At 71.0% G+C, this 23,194-nt stretch carries 24 protein-coding genes and 3 pseudogenes; 11 read left to right on the top strand and 16 right to left on the bottom strand.

Annotation, left to right across the window (positions count from 1 at the left end):
* Positions 1-8: 8 nt before the first annotated feature.
* The 4 genes from ADK65_RS23960 to ADK65_RS23945 form a co-directional block, all read right to left on the bottom strand.
* Positions 9-581, bottom strand: coding sequence for a Clp protease N-terminal domain-containing protein (locus ADK65_RS23960; protein WP_053672433.1), 573 nt, complete (start codon positions 579-581; stop codon positions 9-11).
* The gene (locus tag ADK65_RS23955) at positions 581-790 is read right to left on the bottom strand and encodes an HTH domain-containing protein (RefSeq protein WP_053672432.1); all 210 of its coding nucleotides are present in this window, start codon (positions 788-790) and stop codon (positions 581-583) included. Before ADK65_RS23955 ends, ADK65_RS23960 begins: the two co-directional genes overlap by 1 nt.
* 101 nt (positions 791-891) lie before the next feature.
* The gene (locus tag ADK65_RS23950) at positions 892-1,857 is read right to left on the bottom strand and encodes a zinc-binding dehydrogenase (RefSeq protein ID WP_053672431.1); all 966 of its coding nucleotides are present in this window, start codon (positions 1,855-1,857) and stop codon (positions 892-894) included.
* Between the two features lie 397 nt (positions 1,858-2,254).
* On the bottom strand, positions 2,255-3,487 hold the full coding sequence (locus tag ADK65_RS23945; RefSeq protein WP_053672430.1) for an NAD(P)-dependent malic enzyme: 1,233 nt from the start codon (positions 3,485-3,487) through the stop codon (positions 2,255-2,257).
* A 626-nt stretch (positions 3,488-4,113) separates the two neighbouring features.
* On the opposite strand from ADK65_RS23945, the gene ADK65_RS23940 reads away from it, so the two are divergent.
* The 3 genes from ADK65_RS23940 to ADK65_RS23930 are packed head-to-tail and all read left to right on the top strand — an operon-like array spanning position 4,114 to position 6,796.
* A complete protein-coding gene (locus tag ADK65_RS23940) occupies positions 4,114-5,064 on the top strand; it encodes an ABC transporter substrate-binding protein (RefSeq protein WP_053672429.1) in 951 nt (316 codons plus the stop codon).
* Positions 5,065-5,096: 32 nt separating this feature from the next.
* Positions 5,097-6,038, top strand: coding sequence for an amino acid ABC transporter permease (locus ADK65_RS23935; RefSeq protein ID WP_053672428.1), 942 nt, complete (start codon positions 5,097-5,099; stop codon positions 6,036-6,038).
* Positions 6,035-6,796, top strand: a complete 762-nt coding sequence (locus tag ADK65_RS23930; protein WP_053672427.1) for an amino acid ABC transporter ATP-binding protein — start codon at positions 6,035-6,037, stop codon at positions 6,794-6,796. The genes ADK65_RS23935 and ADK65_RS23930 overlap by 4 nt, the downstream gene beginning before the upstream one ends.
* Positions 6,797-6,869: 73 nt before the next feature.
* On the opposite strand, the pseudogene ADK65_RS39340 reads toward ADK65_RS23930, so the two are convergent.
* A pseudogene (locus ADK65_RS39340) lies at positions 6,870-7,060 on the bottom strand (SAM-dependent methyltransferase); the annotation flags it as partial.
* Between the two features lie 224 nt (positions 7,061-7,284).
* Here ADK65_RS39340 and ADK65_RS23925 point away from each other — a divergent pair.
* Positions 7,285-7,944 carry a CGNR zinc finger domain-containing protein gene (locus tag ADK65_RS23925; protein ID WP_053672426.1) on the top strand — a complete coding sequence of 220 codons (660 nt, stop codon included), beginning with the start codon at positions 7,285-7,287 and terminating at the stop codon, positions 7,942-7,944.
* 65 nt (positions 7,945-8,009) lie between these two features.
* Here ADK65_RS23925 and ADK65_RS39815 read toward each other — a convergent pair.
* Positions 8,010-8,183 (bottom strand): annotated as a pseudogene (locus ADK65_RS39815) (S24 family peptidase); the annotation flags it as partial.
* A gap of 219 nt (positions 8,184-8,402) precedes the next feature.
* On the opposite strand from ADK65_RS39815, the gene sodN reads away from it, so the two are divergent.
* Positions 8,403-8,798, top strand: a complete 396-nt coding sequence (gene sodN, locus ADK65_RS23920; RefSeq protein WP_031140564.1) for a superoxide dismutase, Ni — start codon at positions 8,403-8,405, stop codon at positions 8,796-8,798.
* A gap of 215 nt (positions 8,799-9,013) precedes the next feature.
* Here sodN and ADK65_RS23915 read toward each other — a convergent pair whose 3' ends face one another.
* On the bottom strand, positions 9,014-10,168 hold the full coding sequence (locus tag ADK65_RS23915; protein ID WP_053672425.1) for an inorganic phosphate transporter: 1,155 nt from the start codon (positions 10,166-10,168) through the stop codon (positions 9,014-9,016).
* Positions 10,169-10,271: 103 nt separating this feature from the next.
* On the opposite strand from ADK65_RS23915, the gene ADK65_RS23910 reads away from it, so the two are divergent.
* A complete protein-coding gene (locus ADK65_RS23910) occupies positions 10,272-11,021 on the top strand; it encodes a VOC family protein (protein ID WP_053672424.1) in 750 nt (249 codons plus the stop codon).
* Here the strand turns inward: ADK65_RS23910 and ADK65_RS23905 are convergent.
* The 4 genes from ADK65_RS23905 to ADK65_RS23890 all read right to left on the bottom strand — a co-directional run bounded on the left by ADK65_RS23905 (position 11,003) and on the right by ADK65_RS23890 (position 13,258).
* Complete coding sequence (locus ADK65_RS23905; RefSeq protein WP_053672423.1) at positions 11,003-11,233, bottom strand: hypothetical protein; 231 nt, start codon at positions 11,231-11,233, stop codon at positions 11,003-11,005. The genes ADK65_RS23910 and ADK65_RS23905 overlap by 19 nt on opposite strands.
* 10 nt (positions 11,234-11,243) lie before the next feature.
* Positions 11,244-12,464, bottom strand: coding sequence for an RNA polymerase sigma factor (locus tag ADK65_RS23900; protein ID WP_053672422.1), 1,221 nt, complete (start codon positions 12,462-12,464; stop codon positions 11,244-11,246).
* 28 nt (positions 12,465-12,492) lie between these two features.
* Positions 12,493-12,906 carry a YciI family protein gene (locus tag ADK65_RS23895; RefSeq protein ID WP_053672421.1) on the bottom strand — a complete coding sequence of 138 codons (414 nt, stop codon included), beginning with the start codon at positions 12,904-12,906 and terminating at the stop codon, positions 12,493-12,495.
* A gap of 85 nt (positions 12,907-12,991) precedes the next feature.
* Positions 12,992-13,258: a hypothetical protein gene (locus ADK65_RS23890; RefSeq protein ID WP_053672420.1), complete on the bottom strand. Its 267-nt coding sequence runs from the start codon at positions 13,256-13,258 to the stop codon at positions 12,992-12,994.
* 143 nt (positions 13,259-13,401) lie between these two features.
* On the opposite strand from ADK65_RS23890, the pseudogene ADK65_RS37365 reads away from it, so the two are divergent.
* A pseudogene (locus tag ADK65_RS37365) lies at positions 13,402-13,820 on the top strand (TetR/AcrR family transcriptional regulator); the annotation flags it as partial.
* A 120-nt stretch (positions 13,821-13,940) separates the two neighbouring features.
* Here the strand turns inward: ADK65_RS37365 and ADK65_RS23880 are convergent.
* The 3 genes from ADK65_RS23880 to ADK65_RS23870 all read right to left on the bottom strand — a co-directional run bounded on the left by ADK65_RS23880 (position 13,941) and on the right by ADK65_RS23870 (position 17,651).
* A complete protein-coding gene (locus ADK65_RS23880; RefSeq protein WP_053672418.1) occupies positions 13,941-14,576 on the bottom strand; it encodes a GNAT family N-acetyltransferase in 636 nt (211 codons plus the stop codon).
* 387 nt (positions 14,577-14,963) lie between these two features.
* Positions 14,964-16,133, bottom strand: coding sequence for a family 2 encapsulin nanocompartment cargo protein polyprenyl transferase (locus ADK65_RS23875; RefSeq protein WP_053672417.1), 1,170 nt, complete (start codon positions 16,131-16,133; stop codon positions 14,964-14,966).
* Positions 16,134-16,244: 111 nt separating this feature from the next.
* The gene (locus ADK65_RS23870; RefSeq protein WP_053672416.1) at positions 16,245-17,651 is read right to left on the bottom strand and encodes a family 2B encapsulin nanocompartment shell protein; all 1,407 of its coding nucleotides are present in this window, start codon (positions 17,649-17,651) and stop codon (positions 16,245-16,247) included.
* A gap of 282 nt (positions 17,652-17,933) precedes the next feature.
* Here ADK65_RS23870 and ADK65_RS23865 point away from each other — a divergent pair, with 282 nt between their 5' ends.
* Positions 17,934-18,842: a 1-aminocyclopropane-1-carboxylate deaminase/D-cysteine desulfhydrase gene (locus ADK65_RS23865; protein WP_053672415.1), complete on the top strand. Its 909-nt coding sequence runs from the start codon at positions 17,934-17,936 to the stop codon at positions 18,840-18,842.
* A gap of 138 nt (positions 18,843-18,980) precedes the next feature.
* Here ADK65_RS23865 and ADK65_RS23860 read toward each other — a convergent pair whose 3' ends face one another.
* On the bottom strand, positions 18,981-20,579 hold the full coding sequence (locus ADK65_RS23860; protein WP_053672414.1) for a Na+/H+ antiporter: 1,599 nt from the start codon (positions 20,577-20,579) through the stop codon (positions 18,981-18,983).
* 62 nt (positions 20,580-20,641) lie between these two features.
* On the opposite strand from ADK65_RS23860, the gene ADK65_RS23855 reads away from it, so the two are divergent.
* The 3 genes from ADK65_RS23855 to ADK65_RS23845 all read left to right on the top strand — a co-directional run bounded on the left by ADK65_RS23855 (position 20,642) and on the right by ADK65_RS23845 (position 22,730).
* Positions 20,642-20,902 carry a UBP-type zinc finger domain-containing protein gene (locus ADK65_RS23855; protein WP_053672413.1) on the top strand — a complete coding sequence of 87 codons (261 nt, stop codon included), beginning with the start codon at positions 20,642-20,644 and terminating at the stop codon, positions 20,900-20,902.
* Positions 20,903-21,162: 260 nt separating this feature from the next.
* Positions 21,163-21,576 carry a hypothetical protein gene (locus ADK65_RS23850; RefSeq protein WP_003992877.1) on the top strand — a complete coding sequence of 138 codons (414 nt, stop codon included), beginning with the start codon at positions 21,163-21,165 and terminating at the stop codon, positions 21,574-21,576.
* A gap of 17 nt (positions 21,577-21,593) precedes the next feature.
* The gene (locus ADK65_RS23845; RefSeq protein WP_078956104.1) at positions 21,594-22,730 is read left to right on the top strand and encodes an RNA polymerase sigma factor SigF; all 1,137 of its coding nucleotides are present in this window, start codon (positions 21,594-21,596) and stop codon (positions 22,728-22,730) included.
* 3 nt (positions 22,731-22,733) lie between these two features.
* On the opposite strand, the gene ADK65_RS23840 is transcribed toward ADK65_RS23845, so the two are convergent.
* Positions 22,734-23,183, bottom strand: a complete 450-nt coding sequence (locus ADK65_RS23840) for a hypothetical protein (protein ID WP_053672438.1) — start codon at positions 23,181-23,183, stop codon at positions 22,734-22,736.
* Positions 23,184-23,194: the final 11 nt, after the last annotated feature.

The raw sequence follows: 23,194 nt of genomic DNA, 5'->3' as shown, positions 1-23,194 counted from the left end.
GTAGTCCGTCAGCCGGCCTTGGCCTCGCCGCCGCTTCCGTACAGCACCCGCGTCAGGGACGCGTAGGTCACCCCGTGACCGGCGAGGACCTCGGCCGGCACCTCGGGTCGGACGGTCAGGGCCAGCAGGATGTGCTCGTCCCCGATGTGCCGGTCCCGCTGGGCGAGAGCAACCCGCAAGGACCGCTCCAGCACGTCCTTGGCCCCTCGCCCGAAGGAGGTACGCCCCGACCACCACCGCTTGTCCGTCCGGTCACCGGACAGGGCGCCGACCCCGTACGCCTCCTCCACCCGGGCGACGATCTCCGCCACGTCGATCCCCAGCCCCGCGAGGGCATCGGTCTCGGCCTGCGTCAGCCCGCCCCGCCGCCGCGCCTCACGCAGCGCCTCGCGCACGGACTCCCGGCCCTCTCCGAGCCCGAGAGCGCCCAGCGCGAAGGACCCCCGGCTGCCCTCCCTGTCCAGCAGGGCCAGCAGCAGGTGCTCGGGCTCCACGCACCGCCCGCCCCCACCGCTCCCCTCCACGTACGCGTAAGCGCTCTTCACCACATCACGGGCGTCTTCGGTGAACCGCTCGAACATCAATGCCTCCCGTACTTCTTGTGCACGGCCTGCCTGGTCACACCGAGTTCGGTGGCGATCTCCTGCCACGACCAGCCGTGGTTGCGCGCATTGCGCACCTGCACGGCTTCCAGCTGCTCCAGCAGCCGACGCAGCGCGGCGACGGCCCGTAGGCCGACCCGTGGATCACGGTCGCCCGCACGCTCGGCCAGTTCCGTTGCTTCGGTCATGACGTCAACCTACGTTGACAACCCGCGCACGTCAACCACAGTTGACAAATAAAGACGGCCGGCCCACGCGGGACCGACCGTCGACGCACCTCGGAAGGAACTCAGGGATTCGTCAGCACGACCTTCCCGAACTGCTCACCCGAGGCCAGCCGCTCGAAGCCCTCACGCGCCCGGTCCATCGGCATGACCTCGTCGATGACCGGCCGCACCCCGGTGGCGGCACAGAACGACAGCAGGTCCTCCAGCTCGTCCTTGGTGCCCATGGTGGACCCGACGACCTTGAGTTCGAGGAAGAAGATCCGGGTCAGCTCGGCGTGCGAGGGCCGGTCGCCGCTGGTGGCGCCGGAAATGACCAGCGTGCCGCCGGGCTTCAGCGACTTCACCGAATGCGACCAGGTGGCGGCCCCGACGGTCTCGATGACGGCGTCCACCCGCTGCGGCAGCCGTGCCCCCGACTCCAGCGCCTCGACGGCCCCCAGCTCCACGGCCCGCTTCCGCTTGGCCTCGTCGCGGCTGGTGGCGAAGACCCGGAGCCCCGCGGCCTTCCCCAGCACGATCGCCGCCGTGGCGACACCACCACCGGCGCCCTGCACCAGCACGGAGTCCCCGGGGCGTACCCCCGCGTTGGTGAACAGCATCCGGTACGCGGTCAGCCATGCCGTCGGCAGACAGGCGGCCTCCGCGAAGGAGAGCTCCTTCGGCTTGGGCAGGAGGTTCCAGGTCGGCACGGAGACCTGCTCGGCGAAGGTGCCCTGGTAACGCTCGGTGAGGATGGAACGGGGTTCCTTCGGACCGACCCCGTGCCCGCTCTGTCCGATCACGGAATGCAGGACGACCTCGTTGCCGTCCTCGTCGACACCGGCGGCGTCACAGCCGAGGATCATCGGCAGCTTGTCCTCCGCGAGGCCCACGCCCCGCAGGGACCAGAGGTCATGGTGGTTGAGGGAGGCGGCCTTGACCGTGACGGTGCTCCAGCCGGGACGGGCCTCGGGAGCCGGACGCTCCCCCAACTCCAGGCCGGACAGCGGCTGGTCGCGGTCGATTCGGGCGGCATAGACAGCGAACATGACCTTGACGATAGGTTCCCTGACCTGCCGAGTGGAACCACCGACCCCTGTGAGACACACCCTCTTGCCAGGCAGGCGGCGGTGCTGTGCGCCTGAGGCACGAGCCACGACGCGCCCGCACCCGCCTACGGCGAGAAGGGGTCGTGTCGGGGGGTGTCCGCCCGCAGCGGTTGGCGCGTCAACGCACAGTCAGTCGGCGTGAGACCCCATCGCGCCGTTCCGAGGACGGACACCCCCCGGCGCGGCCCCGGCCCACACCCGGCGATCGGCGCAGCCACCCGCACCCCACCGAAGCAGCCATACGCGACACGGCCCGCGCCACCCGAACAGCGCCACCCGAACGCAAAAAATGACCCCGCCCGATCCCGGACGGGGTCACCTCAAGCCATCACCGGCGTCAGCGCCGGGCCACACCCTCGGCCCGAGCAGCCGCCGCCACCGCGGCCGTGACCGCCGGAGCGACCCGCTCGTCGAACGGCGACGGGATGACGTAATCGGCTGCGAGATCGTCCCCCACCACAGCGGCCAGCGCCTCCGCGGCGGCCAGCTTCATCCCCTCGGTGATCCGGGAGGCCCGCACCTGCAGCGCCCCCGCGAAGATCCCGGGGAACGCCAGCACGTTGTTGATCTGGTTCGGGAAGTCCGACCGCCCGGTCGCGACGACCGCCGCGTACTTGTGCGCGACCTCGGGGTGCACCTCGGGGTTCGGGTTCGCCATGGCGAAGACGAACGCACCCTTGGCCATCGTCGCCACCGCGGACTCCGCAACCGTGCCGCCGGAGACGCCGATGAACACATCGGCCCCGTCCAGCGCGGCCTCCAGCGACCCGGTGATCCCGGCCTTGTTCGTGAACCCGGCGAGCTCCTGCTTGACCGCAGTGAGGTCGTCCCGGTCCGCCGACACGACACCCTTGCGGTCGGCCACCGCGACGTCCCCGATGCCGGCCTCGACCAGCATCTTCGCGATGGCGACACCGGCCGCGCCGGCGCCGGAGATGACGGCCCGCAGCTCCCCGAGGGCCCGCCCGCTCAGCCGCGCGGCGTTCCGCAGGGCGGCCAGCGTCACGACCGCCGTACCGTGCTGGTCGTCGTGGAAGACCGGGATGTCCAGCCGCTCCTGGAGCTCGCGCTCGACCTCGAAGCACCGGGGTGCCGAGATGTCCTCCAGGTTGACGCCGCCGAACGACGGCGCGAGGCGCACCACGGTCTCGACGATCTCGTCGACGTCCGTGCAGGCCAGGGCGATCGGAACCGCGTCCACACCGCCGAACTGCTTGAACAGAATCGCCTTGCCCTCCATCACCGGGAGGGAGGCCTCGGGCCCGATGTCACCGAGCCCCAGCACGGCCGTACCGTCCGTCACGACGGCGACGACCGACGACTTCCACGTGTAGTCGTGCACGAGCTCCGGCTGCTCCGCGATCGCGCTGCACACCTTCGCGACGCCGGGCGTGTACGCCAGGGACAGGTCGTCCTTGTCGCGGACCGGCACGGTGGCCTGCACGGCCATCTTGCCGCCACGGTGCAGCGCGAACGCCGGGTCGAAGGAGTCGAGGGGCTCCGCACTGCCCTCGTGATCCGTATCGCCGGTCTTGCTCTCGCTGCGAGGATTGACGATCTCCGCTGCCACTTCGTTTTACCCCTTAAATCTTCATTGTTTTGAGGGTGGCCACTCCTGGTGAGGGGTGGGCGGGCACCGCGTAGACCCATGTCGTGCTTGTACGTGTATACGTACGGGCGCGTACGCGACGGGCGCGCCGCACACGCGCCCTGAGCCCCGGATGAGGGGTGTAAAGACCCTTCTTACCGGACGGACGGCATCGACGACGAGTCCATAACGCGAAGGTCACATGACAGGGCTCTGACTCTTCGTCCAAAATCGGGACAAGACCTGGACAAACCAGCTACACCCACTCAACCATCAGCGAAGCTCGCGGTCCCCGTGTCGAAATCTCGGGATTTACCGAAGATCTTCCGGCCGGAACGGTTGATTCCCATAGAAGGTCCGGCCGTGATGTACCGGAGTGGTGCGGTTCGGGGGTCGCCCGTTATCCGATTTTGACATGGCTGGCCCCCAGAATCGCGCAGTCCGAATGGCAAGATGCCGTAATCACACGAGGTCGCGACACTCGAAGAGGTGTGCTCTCGTCGACCCACGGCACTGCCGAAACCTTCGGCGTGCCACGGCCGTGCCGAACCCATCGGCGGCGGCCCGCCCCCATCGGCAACTCCACCCATCCGCCGGAGGAACCCACCATGACCGCAAGCTCCACCCGTCGTACGACCGCCGCGCACTCCCGGCTAGCAGCGGTCGGTGCGATCGCGGTCGCAGGCGCGCTGATGCTCACCGGATGCGGTGACCAGACCAAGGACACCGGCTCCAGCGACACCGCGGCCTCCGCCCCGCTCGCGGACAAGCTGCCGCAGGCCATCCGCGACAAGGGCGTCATCAAGGTCGGCTCCGACATCGCCTACGCCCCGGTCGAGTTCAAGGACGACTCGGGCAAGGTGGTCGGCATCGACCCGGACCTCGCCGCTGCCATGGGCAAGCAGCTCGGGGTCGACTTCCAGTTCGAGAACGGCACCTTCGACACGCTGATCACGGGTCTGCGCTCCAAGCGGTACGACATCGCCATGTCCGCGATGACCGACACCAAGGACCGCCAGGAGGGCATCGACTCCGACACCGGCAAGAAGGTCGGTGAGGGCGTCGACTTCGTGGACTACTTCACGGCCGGCGTCTCGATCTACACCAAGAAGGGTGACGACCAGGGCATCAAGACCTGGTCCGACCTGTGCGGCAAGAAGATCGTGCTGCAGCGCGGCACGGTCTCCGAGGACCTCGCCAAGGCCGAGTCGAAGAAGTGCCCGGCGGGCAAGAAGATCGCCATCGAGCCCTTCGACAACGACCAGCAGGCCCAGACCCGTCTGCGCGCGGGTGGCGCGGCCGCCGGCTCGTCCGACTTCCCGGTCGCCGCGTACGCGGTGAAGACCTCCGGTGGCGGCAAGGACTTCCAGATCGTCGGCGAGCAGGTCGAGGCCGCCCCGTACGGCATCGCGGTCGCCAAGAACCAGACGCAGCTGCGGGACGCGCTCAAGGCCGCGCTGGACGCCGTCATCAAGAGCGGCGAGTACGAGAAGATCATGAAGAAGTGGGGCGTCACGGACGGCGCCGTGCAGGAAGCCACCATCAACGGCGGCAAGTGACCGCGCCCTAGCGGCACTGAAAGGCAACACCCGTGACTGTTGACATCGACAAGACGCCGGCCGACACGCCCCCGGCCGGACCGGAGGCCATCAAGGCCATCCCGGTCCGGCACTACGGGCGGTACGTCTCCGCCGTCGTCGCGCTCGCCCTGCTGGGCGGCATCGTGTACGCGTTCTCCCAGGGCAAGATCAACTGGGGCGCGATCCCGGACTACTTCTTCGACGACCGCATCCTGGACGGCGTCGGCAAGACCCTCCTGCTGACCGTCCTGTCCATGGCGATCGGCGTCATCGGCGGCGTCCTGCTCGCCGTGATGCGCCTGTCGAAGAACCCGGTGACCTCGTCGATCGCGTGGTTCTACATCTGGTTCTTCCGCGGCACCCCGGTCCTGGTGCAGCTGATCGTCTGGTTCAACCTGGGCCTGGTCTTCGAGTACATCAACCTCGGGCCGTTCTACAAGGACGAGTGGTCGGACTTCATGACCCCGTTCCTGACGGCGTTGCTGGGCCTCGGCCTGAACGAGGCCGCCTACATGGCGGAGATCTGCCGTGCCGGTCTGCTCTCGGTCGACGAGGGCCAGACCGAGGCGTCGCACGCCCTGGGCATGAGCCACACCAAGACGCTGCGCCGGATCGTCATCCCGCAGGCGATGCGCGTGATCGTGCCGCCGACGGGCAACGAGGTCATCAACATGCTGAAGACGACCTCGCTGGTCTCGGTCGTCCAGTATCCGGAGCTGCTGCGCGCGGCCCAGGACATCGGGCAGACCTCCGGCGCCCCCGCCGAGATGCTGTTCCTCGCTGCGGCCTGGTACCTGCTGCTGACCTCGGTCTTCAGCGTCGGCCAGTACTACCTGGAGCGGTACTACGCGCGTGGTTCGAGCCGGTCGCTGCCGGCCACCCCGTTCCAGAAGATCAAGGCGAACGTGCTGTCCCTGTCCAACCGCTCGGCGTCGACGGGAGGCACCGCATGACCGCCATGGTCAAGGCCGAGGGCGTCCACAAGTCCTTCGGCCCCGTAGAAGTCCTCAAGGGAATCGACCTGGAGGTGAAGTCCGGCGAGGTGTTCTGCCTCATCGGCCCCTCCGGCTCCGGCAAGTCGACCTTCCTCAGGTGCATCAACCACCTGGAGAAGATCAACGCAGGCCGTCTGTACGTCGACGGCGAGCTGGTCGGCTACCGGCAGAAGGGCGACAAGCTCTACGAGCTGAAGGACAGCGAGGTCGCGGTCAAGCGCCGGGACATCGGCATGGTCTTCCAGCGCTTCAACCTGTTCCCGCACATGACGGCCGTGGAGAACGTCATGGAGGCCCCGGTCCAGGTCAAGGGCGTGAGCAAGAGCCAGGCACGCATGCGTGCCCTGGAGCTCCTGGACCGGGTGGGCCTGGCCGACAAGGCGGGCAACTACCCCTCCCAGCTCTCCGGCGGTCAGCAGCAGCGCGTCGCCATCGCCCGGGCCCTGGCCATGGACCCGAAGCTGATGCTGTTCGACGAGCCGACCTCGGCGCTCGACCCGGAGCTGGTCGGTGACGTCCTGGACGTCATGCGTGACCTGGCCGAGTCCGGCATGACGATGATCGTCGTCACCCACGAGATGGGCTTCGCCCGCGAGGTGGGCGACAGCCTGGTCTTCATGGACGGCGGTGTGGTGGTCGAATCCGGTCACCCGCGCGAGGTGCTGACCAACCCGCAGCACGAGCGGACGAAGTCGTTCCTGTCCAAGGTGCTCTGACGGTACGCACGGCGAGGGGGCGGTACGGAGTGTCCGTACCGCCCCCTTCGTCTGTGCTGCTTGAGGCCGACGGGAGGGCGTCCGAGGGTGAGTACCACGCCGGCCCGGCCTCGCCGAAGCCCTTCGCGTGCGGCACGCGCGCGTACCACTGGCCGACGGCCCGCTCCATGTGGCCTGATCCATACGGGCGGGCCGCTGCGCGCGCTCCGCCGCGTTGCTCCGGGACGTCGTCTCGTCGATCATGTGGTCCGCGTTCATGAAAAGGGCGGGAGAGCCTGGACCGGCAGCAGGAGTGGTACTGCCCGACCGCGGGGAGCGGTTCCGGGGCATGCTCGATGGAGCCCCGGGGTCTGCCGGTCGGCAGCAGCCGTGGTGGCGTCGGCGTCCTTCGTCGAGCCCCTCCCTCGTAATACCCTGGAAGCGCCATCAGCTCTTACGAGTGCACGCTCTCGACAACCGCCTCTCAAGCCCCTCCGTAAGGACTACAAGTGGAACTGGCCTATTACTCGGACTATGCCGTGCGCCTCGTCAACACCGAGGAACCGGCCCGGGGCAAGGACGCCCTGACGTCAGTGGAGGCCGTCCGCGATCTGTTCGGGCCCAGTCAGTCGGCGGCCCGCCGCGCCACCGACGCGGACGTGACCCGCTTCCGCTCGGTGCGGGCCCGGCTGCGTGCCGTCTTCGAGGCCGCCGACACCGGCGAGGAGAGGCTCGCCGTCGACCTGCTGAACTCACTGCTGCTGGAGTTCCCGGTGAGCCCGCAGATCTCCGGGCACGACGTCCGCGACGACGACGGCCGCCCCCTGTGGCACATGCACCTGGCGGACCACCCGTCGAACGCGACGGCGGGCTACGCGGCGATCGCCGCGATGGGTCTGGCCTTCCATCTGACCGAGTACGGCGTGGACCGCCTCGGTCTGTGCGAGGCCGCGCCCTGCCGCAACGCCTACCTCGACACCTCCACCAACCGCTCCCGGCGCTACTGCTCCGACCGCTGCGCGACCCGCGCCAACGTCGCGGCCTACCGTGCCCGCAAACGTCTGGAGGCCACCCGGCCCGACCTGCCCGAGAGCACGGGCCTGGCCGCCGACAGCGCCCAGCCCGCCAGCGCCCAGGGCGACCGCCGGCCGGACCTGCGCGGCCGGTAGCGGAACCGGACCCGCCCCAGCACCAGATCGTCGGGCACGACGCCGTAGTCGGTGCTGTCGCCGCCGGCGTACGCGTTGTCGCCGAGCACCCACCAGCCGCCGTCACGGCGTTGGGTGATCCGCTTGACGACCAGCAGGTCCTGCTGGAACGGGTGCCGCAGCACGACGACATCGCCGGGCCTGATCCGGGCTCCGTAGTGCACCAGGAGCCGGTCCCCGTGGTACAGCGTGGGCACCATGGACGGCCCGGTGACCTCGGCCACCCCGAAGGGCGCCGGCCTCCCCCGCTCGAACTCCTGCGACAGCTCCGGCATCACCCGGCACCTCCCCGGTTCTTCTCCACCAGTCTCAGTCTCACCCGGGACTTTTGTCCTAAGCCCATGGGGGCACCCGCGAAAAGCCGTCCCTCACGGAGTAATGTCCCCTGTGAGAAGACGATCACGAGGAAGGAATGCTCCATGCTTTCCCGCCTGTTTGCCCCCAAGGTCAAGGTCAGTGCCCACTGCGACCTTCCCTGCGGTGTGTACGACCCCGCCCAGGCCCGCATCGAGGCGGAGTCGGTGAAGGCCGTGCAGGAGAAGATGGCCGCCAACGACGACCCGCACTTCCAGGCGCGCGCCACCGTCATCAAGGAGCAGCGCGCCGAGCTCGCGAAGCACCACGTCTCGGTGCTCTGGAGCGACTACTTCAAGCCGCCGCACTTCGAGAAGTACCCGGAGCTGCACCAGCTGGTCAACGACACCCTGAAGGCCCTCTCGGCCGCGAAGGGTTCGACCGACCCGGCCACCGGCCAGAAGGCGCTGGACTACATCGCCCAGATCGACAAGATCTTCTGGGAGACCAAGAAGGCTTGATCGTCCTCCAGGTCGCCCGGCCCGCGATGGCGCGAGTGGGGTGACAGAGGACAGTGGGCCCCGTACCCCTTGCCGGGTACGGGGCCTGCGCTCTTCCCGCTCACCGGTCCTTCCCGCTCGGTGCCCTGGTCGTCGGGGAGTGCCCGTCTGCCGGTCTGCGCTGCAGGGCACTGTCCGAGGCGGTCCGGATCGCGGGCGAGTCCGGTCCCCGTCGCTCAGGCGGCGGTGCCGACCTTGGCCGACGGCTCGGTGCGGGGGGCGGCCTCGCGGGCGTCGTTGACGTTGCGCGCGTGCACCGGGTCCCGGCGCGAGATGGCGACGATGCCCACGGCGAGGACCGCGCCGGCCAGGGCGACGGCAGCCGTGCCGATGTCGCCGCCGATGCGCACGATCGCGGCGGCAAGTCCGCCGACCAGCGCGGCGGCGGGCAGGGTGACCGCCCAGGCGACCGCCATCCGGCCCGCGACGCCCCAGCGGACCTCCGCGAGCCTGCGGCCGAGACCCGCCCCCAGGATGCTGCCCGAGGCCACCTGGGTGGTGGACAGCGCGAAGCCGAGGTGCGTGGAGGTCAGGATGACGGTCGCGGAGGCGGTCTCGGCGGCGAAGCCCTGCGGCGACCGGATCTCGGCCAGGCCCTTGCCCAGCGTGCGGATGATCCGCCAGCCGCCGAGGTAGGTGCCGAGGCCGATGGCCAGGCCGGCGGACGCGACGACCCACAGAGGCGGGCCGGCATGGTGGCCGAGGGCGCCGGCGGAGATCAGCGTGAGAGTGATGACGCCCATGGTCTTCTGCGCGTCGTTGGTGCCGTGGGCGAGGGAGACCAGCGAGGCGGAGGCGATCTGGCCGATGCGGAAGCCCCGGGTGACGCGGTCCCCGCCGGTCCGGTCGGTGAGCCGGTAGGCGAGGTGGGTGGCGAGCAGCGCGGCGACACCGGCCACCACGGGCGAGGCCACCGCCGGCACCAGCACCTTCTCGACGACCTTTGCGAAGTCGACGCCGTGGCTGCCCGCGCCGACCCACACCGCCCCGATCAGCCCGCCGAACAGGGCGTGCGAGGAGCTCGAGGGCAGACCGATCAGCCAGGTCAGCAGGTTCCACAGGATGGCACCGACCAGCCCCGCGAAGATCATGCCCGGGGAGACGAGGGTGTCGTCCACGATGCCGTCCGAGACGGTCCTGGCGACCTCGGTGGACAGGAAGGCGCCGACGACGTTGAGGACACCGCTGATCAGGACCGCCGTACGGGGTGCGAGCGCGCCGGTGGCGATGGAGGTGGCCATCGCGTTCGCCGTGTCGTGGAAACCGTTGGTGAAGTCGAAGGCGAGCGCCGTGATGATGACGGCCGCCACGAGGAACGTGATGTGGTCCATTGCTGCATGCAAACAGCGCGGACGGGCGGATCGGGATCGGTGCGGCGGAGGCCGGTCGAGGTTCACGCGGGTGGCGGTGGTGCGCCCCTCTACGATCGCGCCCATGAGGATCAGATGGACCTACGCCTTCATCGACCGCCCGCGTGCGGACTTCGGCGTCGCCTGCGACTTCTGGACGGCGGTCACGGGCACCCGGCTGTCCGAACTGCGCGGGGAGCAGGGCGAGTTCGTCACCCTGCTCCCCGAGGACGCCGATGCGTGCGTGAAAGTGCAGGCGATCGGCCCGGGTTCCGGCGGTGCACACCTCGACTTCTGCGTGGACGACGTGGCGGAGTTCGCCGCCGCGGCGGTACGGCTCGGCGCGGTTGTGGTGGCCGACCTCGGGTCGCTGGTCGTGCTGCGTTCGCCCGGCGGCCAGTTGTTCTGCGCGGATCCCTGGCGCGGTCAGTCGTCGCGGCCGGGTGTGGTGCGGGGCAGCCGTCTCGACCAGGTGTGCGTGGACGTCCCGTCCTCGGCCTACCAGGGCGAGGTCGCCTTCTGGAGTGCGCTGCTCGACGGCTGGGAGTCGCTGCCGGGCTCCTTGCCGGAGTTCCACGTGGTCGAGCCGCCGCCCGGTCTGCCGGTCCGGCTGCTCCTGCAACGCCTCGGCGAGGAGCGGCCGGCCTCGGCCCACCTCGACCTCGCCTGTGCGGACGTCACGGCGACCCGGGCCCACCACGAGCGACTCGGGGCCGTCTTCGTGGCCGGTTTCTCCGGCTGGACGGTGATGCGCGACCCGTCGGGCGGCACGTACTGCCTGACGACACGGGATCCGGTGACGGGCCGGTCGCGCGGTCAGGGAGTGCCGAGGTAGGCACAGGCGACGCGTTCGCCTTCTCCGGTCTGCGGGCAGGGCGGCAGGTCCGGAGCCTCGCCGGGATCGGCCTCCTGCCAGACGTACGGCCCCCTCGGCTCCGCCGAGTCCTGCATCCACAGCGTCAGACAGCCCGCGACCGCCACGAGCAGCGCCCACCCGATCACCAGCCCGCGCCACACCCTGCGTCGCCGCTCCCCCTGTGCACCCATGCCTCACACGCTAGTCGCCCAACCGGGCCGCCCGGGCCAGGAGATAGCGCTGCTCGGGCAGGCTGAGGGTCTGCGCCGCCGCCGACTCGTAGGCGGCCCGGGCGGCTTCGGGCTCACCCGCGCGCTCCAGCAGGTGGCCTCGTACGGCGTCCAGGCGGTGACCCCCCAACGCGTCCGCCAAGGCCTCGACTTCGGTGAGGCCCGCGTGCGGGCCGTGGACCATGGCGACGGCGACCGCACGGTTGAGACGCTCGACCGGGCCGGGGACCAGGCCGACCAGGATGTCGTACAGCCCGAGGATCTCGGTCCAGTCGGTCGCCTCGGACGAAGCCGCCTCGTCGTGCACGGCGGCGATCGCGGCCCGCAGCTGGAACGGTCCCGGGCGGCCCCGGGACAGGGCCCGGGTGATCAGCGCGACGCCCTCCTCGATCGCCGCCCGGTCCCAGCGCCCGCGGTCCTGCTCGTCGAGGGGGACGAGCTCGCCGTGCGGACCGCTGCGTGCGTCCCTCCGGGCGTCGGTGAGCAGCATCAGTGCGAGCAGACCGGCCACCTCGCAGTCGCCGGGCATCAGCCGGTGAACCGTGCGGGTCAACCGCACGGCCTCGCCCGCGAGGTCACGGCGTTGCAGCGCGGCACCCGAGGTGGCGGTGTAGCCCTCGTTGAAGATCAGGTAGAGGGTCTGCAGGACGGACGGCAGCCGCCGCTCCCAGTGGTCCGGGCGGCCGAAGCGCACGCCCCGCACCTTCTGTTTGGCCCGGCTGACCCGCTGCGCCATCGTCGTTTCCGGTACCAGAAACGCCCGCGCGATCTCCGCTGTGGTCAGACCGCCCACGGCACGCAGTGTCAGCGCGATCTGCGCGGGCGGCGACAGGTCCGGATGGCAGCAGAGGAACAGCAGCGACAGCGTGTCGTCCTCACGGGGGGCCCGCTCCCCGGGCGGCGGGGCCGTGAAGGCGTCCCGGGGCGTGAGCGCGGCGGCCTTCTCCTCACGCCGGCGCCGGGCCTGATCGCTGCGCAGGGCGTCGGTGAGCCGCCGCGAGGCGACCTTGATCAGCCAGCCGCGCGGATTGCCGGGAACGCCCGCATCAGGCCATTGCCCGGCCGCCGCGAGGAGCGCCTCCTGTACGGCGTCCTCGGCGGCGTCGAAGTGCCCGTACCGTCTGACCAGCGCGCCGAGGACCTGCGGCGCATTTCCGCGCAGCAGGTCCTCGATCTCGGGCGTGCTCCTCACGGGCGGTGTCCGTCGGTGCCGACCGTCCTCAGAGATCCCCGGAGCCGTCCGGGATCGGACGGATCACAACCGGATGGACGGGGGCACCGGCCGGCTGGGGGCAGCGGATGACGCGGTCGGCGATCTCCGTGACCCGCTCCAGGCTCTCGCACTCCAGGACCCAGTAGCCGGCCAGCAGCTCCTTGGTCTCGCTGTACGGCCCGTCGGTGATCACGGCCTTGCCGTCGCCGCCGAGGGTGACGTGCCGGGTCTGTGCCGGTTCGGCCAGGCCCTGTGCGTCGACGAGCTCACCGCTCTCGGAGAGGTCGTCGTTGATGGCGCCCATGTAGGCGAACATGGTCTGCACGTCCTCCTCGGTCCAGGCCGGGGAGTCCGCCGACGCCTTGCCGCGCATGGCTTCGTAGTCCGCCTGCGTGCCTTGCACCATGACCAGGTACTTCATCAGTCCGCTCCTTCGGCTCTCACCGCCCCGGCGGGCGGTTCTTCACAGGGGACGTCGGAGCCGGGCGGCGCATTTCGACACGGGTTCAGGAATTCTTCGCGACGGTGTCCCCGGGGGCCGCTCGGGGCGCGTCCGGGGTGGACTCCCCGGAGGTCGCCGGGGCCGCCCCGCCGCGGCCGTCGTCGGCCGGGTGGCCGCTTTCGGGGGCTGCCGCCTCGTAGGACCCGCACTCCGGGTTGCGGCACGGTCCCGCCACCCATCGGGGAACCCACGTGCCCAGCGTCTTGTGACGCCGGACGACCGTGTCCACCGGCTGTCCGCAGTCGGGACAGACGTGTTCGTCACTGCCCATGTCCTCAGCGTAGGCCGGTCGGCGGCTCAGCGCTTCCTGCTGTACGTGCGTACCGGAGCGCCGTTGCCGAACGTGCGTACCGACCCCAGGGTGAACTCAGAGATCGTGATCGGCTTGCCGGCGCCGTAGACGACCGGGCAGGTGGGCGGGCCGACCTGCTGCGCCAGATCGACACCCGGCTGCACGTGCGGCTCGCGCCCGACCCCGAAGTGGTCGCCGGCCTGTTGACCCGGCCGAAGGACCGCGCACCGGTCACGGCCTTCATGCACGACCTCATGGCCCGCAGGACCCGCGATCGCACGCGCTACCTGGCCCTCATGGAGCTACGCCTGGAGGCCACGCGCCGCCCCGAACTGCTCGCCTCCTACACCAAGTCGGTGCGTGGCGACCTGGAGGAGGCCATGGAGTTCCACCGCACGGCCGGGCTGCCCGGCGGCGACGAGTCCGTCGCTGACCCTGCCGGGCGTCCTGGAGGGCGCCCTGCCCGGGGTGGGCGTACCGGAGGGAGTCGTGGAACGGGATCGGGGCGACGGTGCTGCCGGAGGAGAGCCGGGCTGAGTAAAGCGTGGAGCCGAGGAGAGCCGGTAGGCAGTGCTGCCGGGAGAGGCCGGGCGACGGAGAGCGGGCGCCGTTGCCGCGCAGTGAGTGCAGTGCAAGCGGCCGCGCTCTCGCCCGTTCGGGCCTACGCCGACTGCCGCTGCGGTCCGGGCTCGCGCCACATGGGCCACATCGCCGGGCCGTCCGGGAGGTCCAGTACCGGGCCGACGAGTTCGAAGCCCAGGCGCTCGTACAGCTTGCGGCTGCGGGCGCTGCTGGCCTCCAGGTAGGCGGGCAGGGCCTCACGGTCGCAGCGGTCGAGGACGCTCTCGATGAGCGCGGTCCCGAGGCCTTCGCCCTGGCGGCCGGGTGCCACGCCGATCATCCACAGGTACTCGTGGGCCCGCCCGGCGGGGTGAATGGCGGCCGTCAGCCGGCCGATCATCTCGATGCGCTCGTTGTCGGGGTCGACGGCCTCCCGCACCAGGGCCGGGCCTTCGTCCTCGGCGGCGCCGTCACGGCCGGCGGGCTCGTCGTGGTCCTCGTCGGCGGGCATGGAGAGCCACAGGGCGCAGGCCGAGCCGTCCTCGGTGACATCTATGCGGCCGGCCTCGAGCACGATGTCGGTGAAGGCGGCCATGAGCCCGGGGTGCTTGGCACGGCGCTCCTCGGCTCCGGGGAAGACCCAGCCGCTCACCGGGTCGTCCTGGAACGCCTCGTCCAGCAGCCGGACGATCAGCTCCCTGTCCCCCGAGTCCGCCGTCCGGATGGCCACACCCATGCCCCGCCCCTTCGCTCGTCCCGACGCGCCCTGATCGTATGGGCGTTGGCCGGAAGAGGGCGATGCGAGCGGGATCTTGGCGGGATTCAGTCGAACGTTTGCTCAAATTCGACCGATGGGGAGGCCGTACGGCGGTCGAGTCGGTCCGGGTGCCGCTCCTTGGGGCGTTCCGGCAGGCGTTCACGGGAAGGAGGCGGGCCCCGCACACCGTGGGGCAGTGCGGGACCCGCCGACCGGAGGCCGGTGACCGTGCGGGGTCAGGAGCCGCACGGCCCCGGGCGCTCCGGGGTCTTGCCCTTCGGTGGCCTGAGGAGCGTCCCTGGTGCTGCCGCTCATCGGCCTTGCCTCATACCGGTCGTTGACGTCCGCCGCGTGCCGGGGGCGGCGTCAACGGGCCCGCCGGGTCACGAATTCGGCGAGGGCCAGCAGGCCGCCCGCCGCCTCCGGGTCCGGCACCGCACGGGCCAGTTGCTGCATCGCCCGGGCCATCCGGTCGGCCGCCTGGTCCTGGGCCCAGTCACGGCCGCCCGCGCGCTCCACTGCCAGGGCGATGTGCTCCACGTCCTCGGTCTCGCCGGGTCGTGCGTACAGCGCGGCGAGTTCGGCCGCCGCCGGGTGGCCGGAGGCGATCGCCGCCACCACCGGCAGCGACTTCTTGCGGGCGGCCAGGTCGGCACCGACGGGCTTTCCGGTGCGGCGCGGGTCGCCCCATATGCCGATGACGTCGTCTATGAGCTGGAAGGCGAGCCCGGCCTCCCGGCCGAACGCCTCCAGCGCCGTCACTTCCGCCTCCGAGGCACCCGCGTACATACCGCCGATGGCGCAGGCACTCCCGAGCAGAGCGCCCGTCTTGGCCTCCGCCATGGCGAGCACCTCGTCGAGCGTGACCTCCGCCGGAGCGCGGCGTTCCATCGCCGTGTCCGCGTGCTGCCCCGCGCACAGTTCGACCACGCAGTCCGCGAGCCGGGCGGCGGCGGCCGGGGCCGCCGGGTGCGGGTCCTGGGCGAGCAGCCGCAGGGCCAGCGCCTGCAGGGCGTCCCCGGCGAGAATGGCGTCGGCGTCGCCGAACACGGTCCAGGCGGTGGGGCGATGGCGACGGGCGGTGTCCCGGTCCATCACGTCGTCGTGCAGGAGCGTGAAGTTGTGGACGAGCTCCACCGCGGCCGCTGCCCGAACCGCCCGCGCCCGCGCCTCGGACCCGCCGCCGGCGGCCGCGGCGGCGAGGACCAGCGCGGGCCGGATGGCCTTGCCGGAGCTGCCCTCCGCAGCAGTGCCGTCGGCCTGAGCCCAGCCGAAGTGGTAGAGCGCGATCCGGCACATCGGCCCCGGCAGCGAGCCGAGCGCGGCCCGCAACACCGGATCGACCTCCGCCCGGGCCCGCTCCAGCAACGCGACCGCCTCGTGTCCCTCGGTCGGTGCCGGCCGGCCGTCCCGCTGTATCCCGATGGTCCCTCGTCCTTCCGGTGTCCCGGCGGCCTGCCGGGGCTCGGCCTGCCGCTGCCCGCCCGGGGCGGGCAGCGTCGTCTCCGTCCTGGACTCCGTGAGGGACTCACCCATGGGACCGCCTCGGAGGATGAGCGGAGGCTGGCGCTGCCGCTGTCGCTGGGCACGTGCCCCGAGGATGTACCCGCCTGGACGGGCGGGGACACAGCCGGCCGGTCGGCAGCGTCACCGCCAGCGGCCGATCTCGACGTTCTCCAGGACGCCGAGCGCGTCCGGTACCAGGACCGCGGCGGAGTAGTACGCCGTGACCAGGTACTTGATGATGGCCTGTTCGTTGATGCCCATGAAACGCACCGACAGGCTCGGCTCGATCTCGTCCGGGATGCCTGAGGCGCGCAGTCCGATGACGCCCTGGTCGGCCTCGCCGGTACGCAGAGCGATGATGGACGTCGTACGGGCTTCCGAGACCGGGATCTTGTTGCACGGGAAGATCGGCACACCGCGCCAGGTCGGGATGCGGTTGCCGCTCATGTCGATGGTTTCGGGCACCAGCCCGCGCTTGTTGAGTTCGCGGCCGAACGCGGCGATGGCACGTGGATGGGCGAGGAGCATCTTGGTGCCGCGGCGCCTGCTGAGCAGCTCGTCGAGGTCGTCCGGGCTGGGCACGCCGTCGTGCGGCTGGATCCGCTGGTCGTACTCGCAGTTGTGCAGCAGCCCGAAGTCCCGGTTGTTGACGAGCTCGTGCTCCTGGCGCTCTTTCAGGGCCTCGACCGTCAGCCGGATCTGCTGCTCGGTCTGGTTCATGGGCTGGTTGTAGAGGTCGGCCACGCGCGTGTGGATGCGCAGCACGGTCTGGGCAACGCTCAGTTCGTACTCACGCGGGCGGGCCTCGTAGTCGACGAAGGTGTGGGGGATGTCCGGCTCGCCGGAGTGACCGGCGGCGAGGTCGATCTCTTTCTCGCCGTACCGGTTGGAGCGCTGCGAGGGGATCGAGCGGCGCTGCCGGAGGTGTTCGCGCAGGGTGTCCGAGCGCTCCGCGATCTGCTCGAACTCCTGGCGGGGCAGCACGAGCACGGTGCACGCGGTGAGGGCGCGGGCCGTGAACTCCCAGATCGCGTCCTCGTCGAGCAGCGCCTCATCGCCGAAGTAGGCGCCGTCGGCGAGGACTCCGAGGGACTCGTCGTCGCCATAGGGGCCGGTCCCGACCTTCTCCACCCTGCCGTGCGCCAGGAGGTACACCTCGTCGGTCGGGCTGCCGAAGGAGGCGATCACCTCGCCCGCCGGGATCTCCCGCTGTTCGCAGCGGCGGGAGATCTCGAAGAGCACCTCCTCGTCCTCGTACGACCGCAGTGCCGGCAACTCCCCCAGTTCGGCGGGGATGACCTCGACGCGGTCGCCGGTCTTCACGAACGTCACCCGGCCGTCCCCCACGGCGAACGTCAGCCGGCGGTTCACCCGGTATGTGCCGCCCTGGATGTCGACCCAGGGCAGCATCCGGAGCAGCCAGCGCGAGCTGATCTCCTGCATCTGCGGCACGGACTTGGTCGTGGTGGCCAGGTTCCGCGCGGCCGCCGTGCCGAGACTCTGCTGCGGCTTGGTCTGCTCCGTGCGGACCTCTTCGCCTACCGACATAGAGAACTGCCCTCCCGTTTGTGACGACGCCCCCCATGCCTCGGGCATCGATGTGCACCCGCAAGCCTTCCGCACGTGACGGGCTGGTGCTATTACCCGAAAGAGCGGGAATGGATCTTCGCACTGTTGGGCAGTAGGGGCCCGTCACAGCGTTCGAAAGCGCCCACTTCCGGCGAAAGCGCCGCGTCCGGGACGGGGAGGGCGGGGACCGGGTGCCCGGGAACGCCACGGCGTCAGCCCCCCGCGCCTCCCTCCTCTCCACGTGCGGGTGACAATGGCCCGATGACCAGCACCGACCCGCCCGGACTCGCCGCGCTGCGTCCCCGGCTGCCGTCACCGGTGCAGGAAGTCGTGGACGACCGGTTCGAGCACCGGGGCGTCCGGTTGCTACTGAAGCGGGACGATCTGATCCACCCGGAGCTGATCGGGAACAAGTGGCGCAAGCTCGCGCCGAACCTGACCGCGGCGGCCGGCCGTACCGTCGTGACCTTCGGCGGCGCCTGGTCCAACCATCTGCGCGCGACGGCCGCGGCCGGCCGGCTGCTCGGCATTCCCACGGTCGGTGTCGTACGCGGCGACGAGCTGGCCGGCCGGCCTCTCAACCCCTCCCTGGCGCGCTGCGCGTCCGACGGCATGCGGCTGCACTTCGTCGACAGGGCGACCTACCGCCGCAAGTCCTCACCCCGGGACCTGGCCGGCATCCTGCGCGCGGCCGACGCCGAGGACGCGTACGTCGTCCCCGAGGGCGGCAGCAACGCCGAGGCCGTACGCGGGTGCCGCGCGCTCGGCACCGAGCTGAGGGGCCTGGCCGAGGTCGTCGCCGTGGCCTGCGGTACCGGTGGCACGCTGGCGGGGCTGGCCGCCGGCCTCGGCCCCGGCGTGCGCGCCCTGGGCGTGCCGGTGCTCAAGGGCGGCTTCCTGACCGCCGAGACGGAGGCCCTGCAGCATGAGGCGTTCGGTGGCCGGCGCGGCACCTGGAGCCTGGACGGGCGCTTCCCGTTCGGTGGCTACGCGCGCGTGCCCGCCGAGCTCGACGCCTTCGCGGCGGACTTCGAGCAACGGCACGGCCTGCCCGTGGAGCGTCTGTATGTCGCCAAGCTGCTGTACGGACTCGTCACGCTGGCGGGTGAGGGGGCCTTCCCGCGCGGGACGGCGGTCGCGGCCGTGATCACCGGCCGCCCCTTTCCCTGACGTACCGGCGCCGTTCCGAACGCGCTCGTGCCGTGCCGGAGGCGTTCGGAACGGCGCCGGAGGCGGTCACGCCGTGCCGGAGGCGTTCGGCGCGAGCCCGGCAGGGGCCAGGGTCAGGGCCGCCGCGACGGTCCGCCGTCACGCCGCCTCCCGGAACGCCGCCGCCTCTTCCAGGTCCAGCCTGCGCAGCAGGGTCCGCAGCATCTCGTCGTCGATGTAACGGCCGTCCCGGAGTCTGACGAACACCTCGCGCTCGGCGCTGATCATCTCGCGCGACAGCCGGCGGTAGGTGTCGTCGACGGATTCCCCGGTGACCGGGTTGGCCTGGCCGAGCCGCTCCCACACGGCATTGCGGCGGCGCTCCAGCACGATGCGCAGCCGGTCGGCGAGCGGGGCGGGCAGGGCGTTGCGCTCGTCGGTGAGGAGTTCGTCAAGGCGCCGTTCGGCGGCCCGGGAGGCCTGAGCCTGGGCGTTGGCCTCGGCCAGTGTCTGGGTCTGGGCGTCCCGCCCGGGGAACTTCAGCACCCGGATGAGCGGCGGCAGGGTCAGGCCCTGCACCACCAGGGTCCCGATGACCGTCGTGAAGGTCAGGAAGAGGATGAGGTTGCGCTGCGGGAAGAGCTCCTCCCCGTCGTGCATGGTGAGCGGGATGGAGAAGGCGATGGCCAGCGAGACGACCCCCCGCATCCCGGCCCACGCGATCACGAACGGCCCCTTCCACGTCGGGTTCTCTTCCCGTTCCCGCACTCGGGCGGACAGCAGCCGCGGCAGGAAGGTGGCGGGGTACACCCAGACGAACCGGGCGGCGACGACGACCAGGAAGACGGCGATCGCGTACCAGGCGGCGTCGACACCCTCGTACTCCCCGAGGCCCCTCAGCACCACCGGCAGCTGCAGGCCGATCAGCGCGAACACGGCTGATTCCAGGACGAAGGCGACCATCTTCCAGACCGCCTCCTCCTGCAGGCGGGTCGCGAAATCCACCTCCCACGCGCGGTGTCCCAGGTAGAGCGCGACGACCACGACCGCGAGGACGCCGGAGGCGTGGAGCTGCTCGGCGACGGCGTACGCGACGAAGGGGATCAGCAGCGACAGCGTGTTCTGCAGCAGCGCTTCCTTCAAGTGCGTGCGCAGCCAGTGGATCGGCGCCATCAGCAGCAGGCCCACCACGACACCGCCGACCGCCGCGAGCAGGAACTCGCCGATGCCCCCGACCCAGGTCGCGCCCTCGCCGACGGCGGCGGCCAGGGCCACCCGGTAGGCGGTGATCGCGGTGGCGTCGTTCAGCAGGGACTCGCCCTGGAGGATCGTGGTGATCCGTGACGGCAGCCCCACGCGGCGGGCGACCGCCGTGGCCGCGACGGCATCCGGGGGCGCCACCACCGCGCCGAAGACCAGGGCCGCGGTGAGCGGCATCCCCGGCACGATCACGTACAGGGCCCAGCCGACGACGAAGGTCGCGAACAGCACGTACCCGACGGACAGCATCGCGACCGGCCGCAGCTGCGCCCGCAGGTCGAGGTAGGAGCTGTCGGTCGCGGCGGTGTGCAGCAGCGGGGGCAGGATGAGCGGCAGGACGACATGCGGGTCGAGCGTGTACTCGGGTACCCCCGGTACGTAGCTGACCGCCAGCGCCACGGCCACCAGCAGCAGCGGCGCAGGCACCGGGGTCCGCCGCGCGGCCGCGGCGATCGCGGCGCTGCCCGCCACGAGCAGCAGCAGTGGCATCACGTCCATCGTTCTCGCCCGCCCTCATTTTTCGACGCGGTCTTCCGCCCGACCGTCGTAACCTGGCAATCATGAAACAGTGCACGCATGCCGACGCGCTGCCGCATCCCGAACCCGGCCCGCTCAGCGAGACGTGTCCGGAGTGCCTGGCGGAGGGCATGGATCCGGTGCAACTGCGGCTGTGCCTCAGCTGCGGTCACGTCGGCTGCTGCGACTCCTCACCGGGACGGCACGCGGCGGAGCACCACAAGGAGTCCGGTCACCCGGTGATGCGGACCCACGAGCCCGGAGAGACCTGGCGCTGGTGCTTCGTCGACCACGTCCTGGTGTGACGCGACAGGGCCCCGGCGGCGGACGGTTCGACCGTCTGACGTCTGGGTACGTCAACCCGGCGCGCGCTCTTCCCATTTGGGCCCGCCCAACCCCTAGACACGGAGCGTATCCACAGGTTTACTGTGAGTGACGACAAGGGGTTGGGGTCCCGGGGACAGGACCGTCGAGAGCGCGGTAGCGTCACCGCTGAACCACGTATCGCGTTATCCCGAGGGGCGACCCTCGGCCCTGAAACGCTTGTACCACCATGGAGGTGAGGGTGTCCCAGATCGCAGGCGAGCCCGCGACCCAGGACTTCGTGGAAGTCCGGCTGCCGGCCGCGGGGGCCTACCTGTCGGTGCTGCGTACGGCCACGGCCGGTCTCGCGGCCCGTTTGGACTTCACCCTCGACGAGATCGAGGACCTGCGCATCGCGGTGGACGAGGCCTGCGCGATCCTGCTTCAGCAGGCCGTGCCCGGCTCGGTGCTCAGTTGTGTCTTCCGCCTCGTCGACGACTCACTCGAGGTCACCGTCTCGGCGCCGACCACGGATGGTCATGCCCCTTCGCGGGACACCTTCGCCTGGACCGTCCTGTCCGCTCTGGCGGGCAAGGTCTCTTCCGCCGTGGACAAGGACAAAACCGTTTCGATCAGCCTCTACAAACAGCGCGGCGCGGGACCCGGGCCGGCGTGAGGAGCGAGGACGGGCCGGTGCGGGACGAAGAGCGCGGCACACGAGAGCTGCCGGCCGAGAGCACGGGCACGAGCGGCCCGGCCGGCGCCCGGCGCATGGCGGACGGCATCGACGGCATCCCCGAGCAGGCCCGCCCGCATCCCGAGGACGACTCCGCGGGGGCCGTCCTTCCGGGCGGCGGGCGGCTGGACCGGGACGGTGCCGTACGGAGCGCGTCCGCGGGCGAGGGGATCGCCGTACCCCCGGCCCAGGGGGGTCCCCCCACTCCCGCGAAGTCGAGGGTGGCGGAGGAGGCGAGGGCTCGGGGAAGGGCGACGGGCGAGACGATGAGCGAGCACGAGCGACACTCCGAGGATCAGACGCCGCGCGCGCATCACGCACAGGGCGCGCAGCACGGCTCGCCTGACCGCAGTGGGGCGCGCGAGATGTTCCTCAAGCTGCGCACCCTGAGCAGCGGCAGTCCCGAGTACGCGGAGCTGCGCAATCAGCTGGTCCGGATGCATCTGCCGCTCGTGGAGCACCTCGCGCGCCGCTTCCGCAACCGGGGGGAGCCGCTGGACGACCTCACCCAGGTCGCCACGATCGGACTGATCAAGTCGGTCGACCGTTTCGACCCGGACCGCGGCGTGGAGTTCTCGACGTATGCGACTCCGACGGTCGTCGGCGAGATCAAGCGGCACTTCCGCGACAAGGGCTGGGCGGTCCGCGTCCCGCGTCGGCTGCAGGAGCTGCGTCTGGCGCTGACCACGGCCACGGCCGAGCTCTCGCAGCTGCACGGCCGCTCCCCCACGGTTCACGAGCTCGCCGAGAAGCTGGCGATTTCCGAGGAGGAGGTCCTGGAGGGTCTGGAGTCCGCCAACGCGTACTCCACGCTGTCCCTGGACGTCCCCGACACCGACGACGAGTCCCCGGCGGTCGCGGACACCCTCGGCGCCGAGGACGAGGCGCTGGAGGGCGTGGAGTACCGGGAGTCCCTCAAGCCGCTGCTGGAGGATCTCCCACCACGCGAGAAGCGGATCCTGCTGCTGCGGTTCTTCGGCAACATGACGCAGTCGCAGATCGCCCAGGAGGTCGGCATCTCGCAGATGCACGTCTCCCGGCTGCTGGCGCGCACGCTGGCGCAGCTGCGGGAGAAGCTCCTCGTCGAGGAGTGACGGCTACTTCTCCTGGTTGCCGGTGCTGCCGGGCCCGCGGATCCCGAGGGCCCGGGTCGTCTCGGGGTTCACCAGCAGCACCAGCGACGCGACGGCCACGGCCGCGAGGGCGATCCCGCCCGGGATGGCCATGCTGTCGGCCTGCAGCAGGTTGTAGGCCACGGGGAGCGCCATCAGCTGCGTGATCACGGCCGGGCCGCGGCTCCAGCTGCGCAGGGCGAGCAGTCCGCGGGCCGCGAACAGCGGCAGCAGTGCGAGCACGACCAGCGTGATGCCACCGGTCACGGCCTGCTGCCGGTCGTCGGGATGCCCCGTGAGGCCGAGGACGAGGATCCAGACCCCGCCGACGACCAGAGCGAGGCCTTCCAGCGCGGCCAGCAGCGCGGCGTACGTCACACGCCGGGGGCGGAGGCCGGTGGTTTCCTCGGTGGTGGGGATCTGCTCACTGCTCACCCCTGAAGAGT

Source organism: Streptomyces sp. NRRL B-1140 (assembly GCF_001280065.1).
Lineage (GTDB): Bacteria > Actinomycetota > Actinomycetes > Streptomycetales > Streptomycetaceae > Streptomyces.
This window is presented reverse-complemented; position numbering and strand designations above follow the sequence as displayed.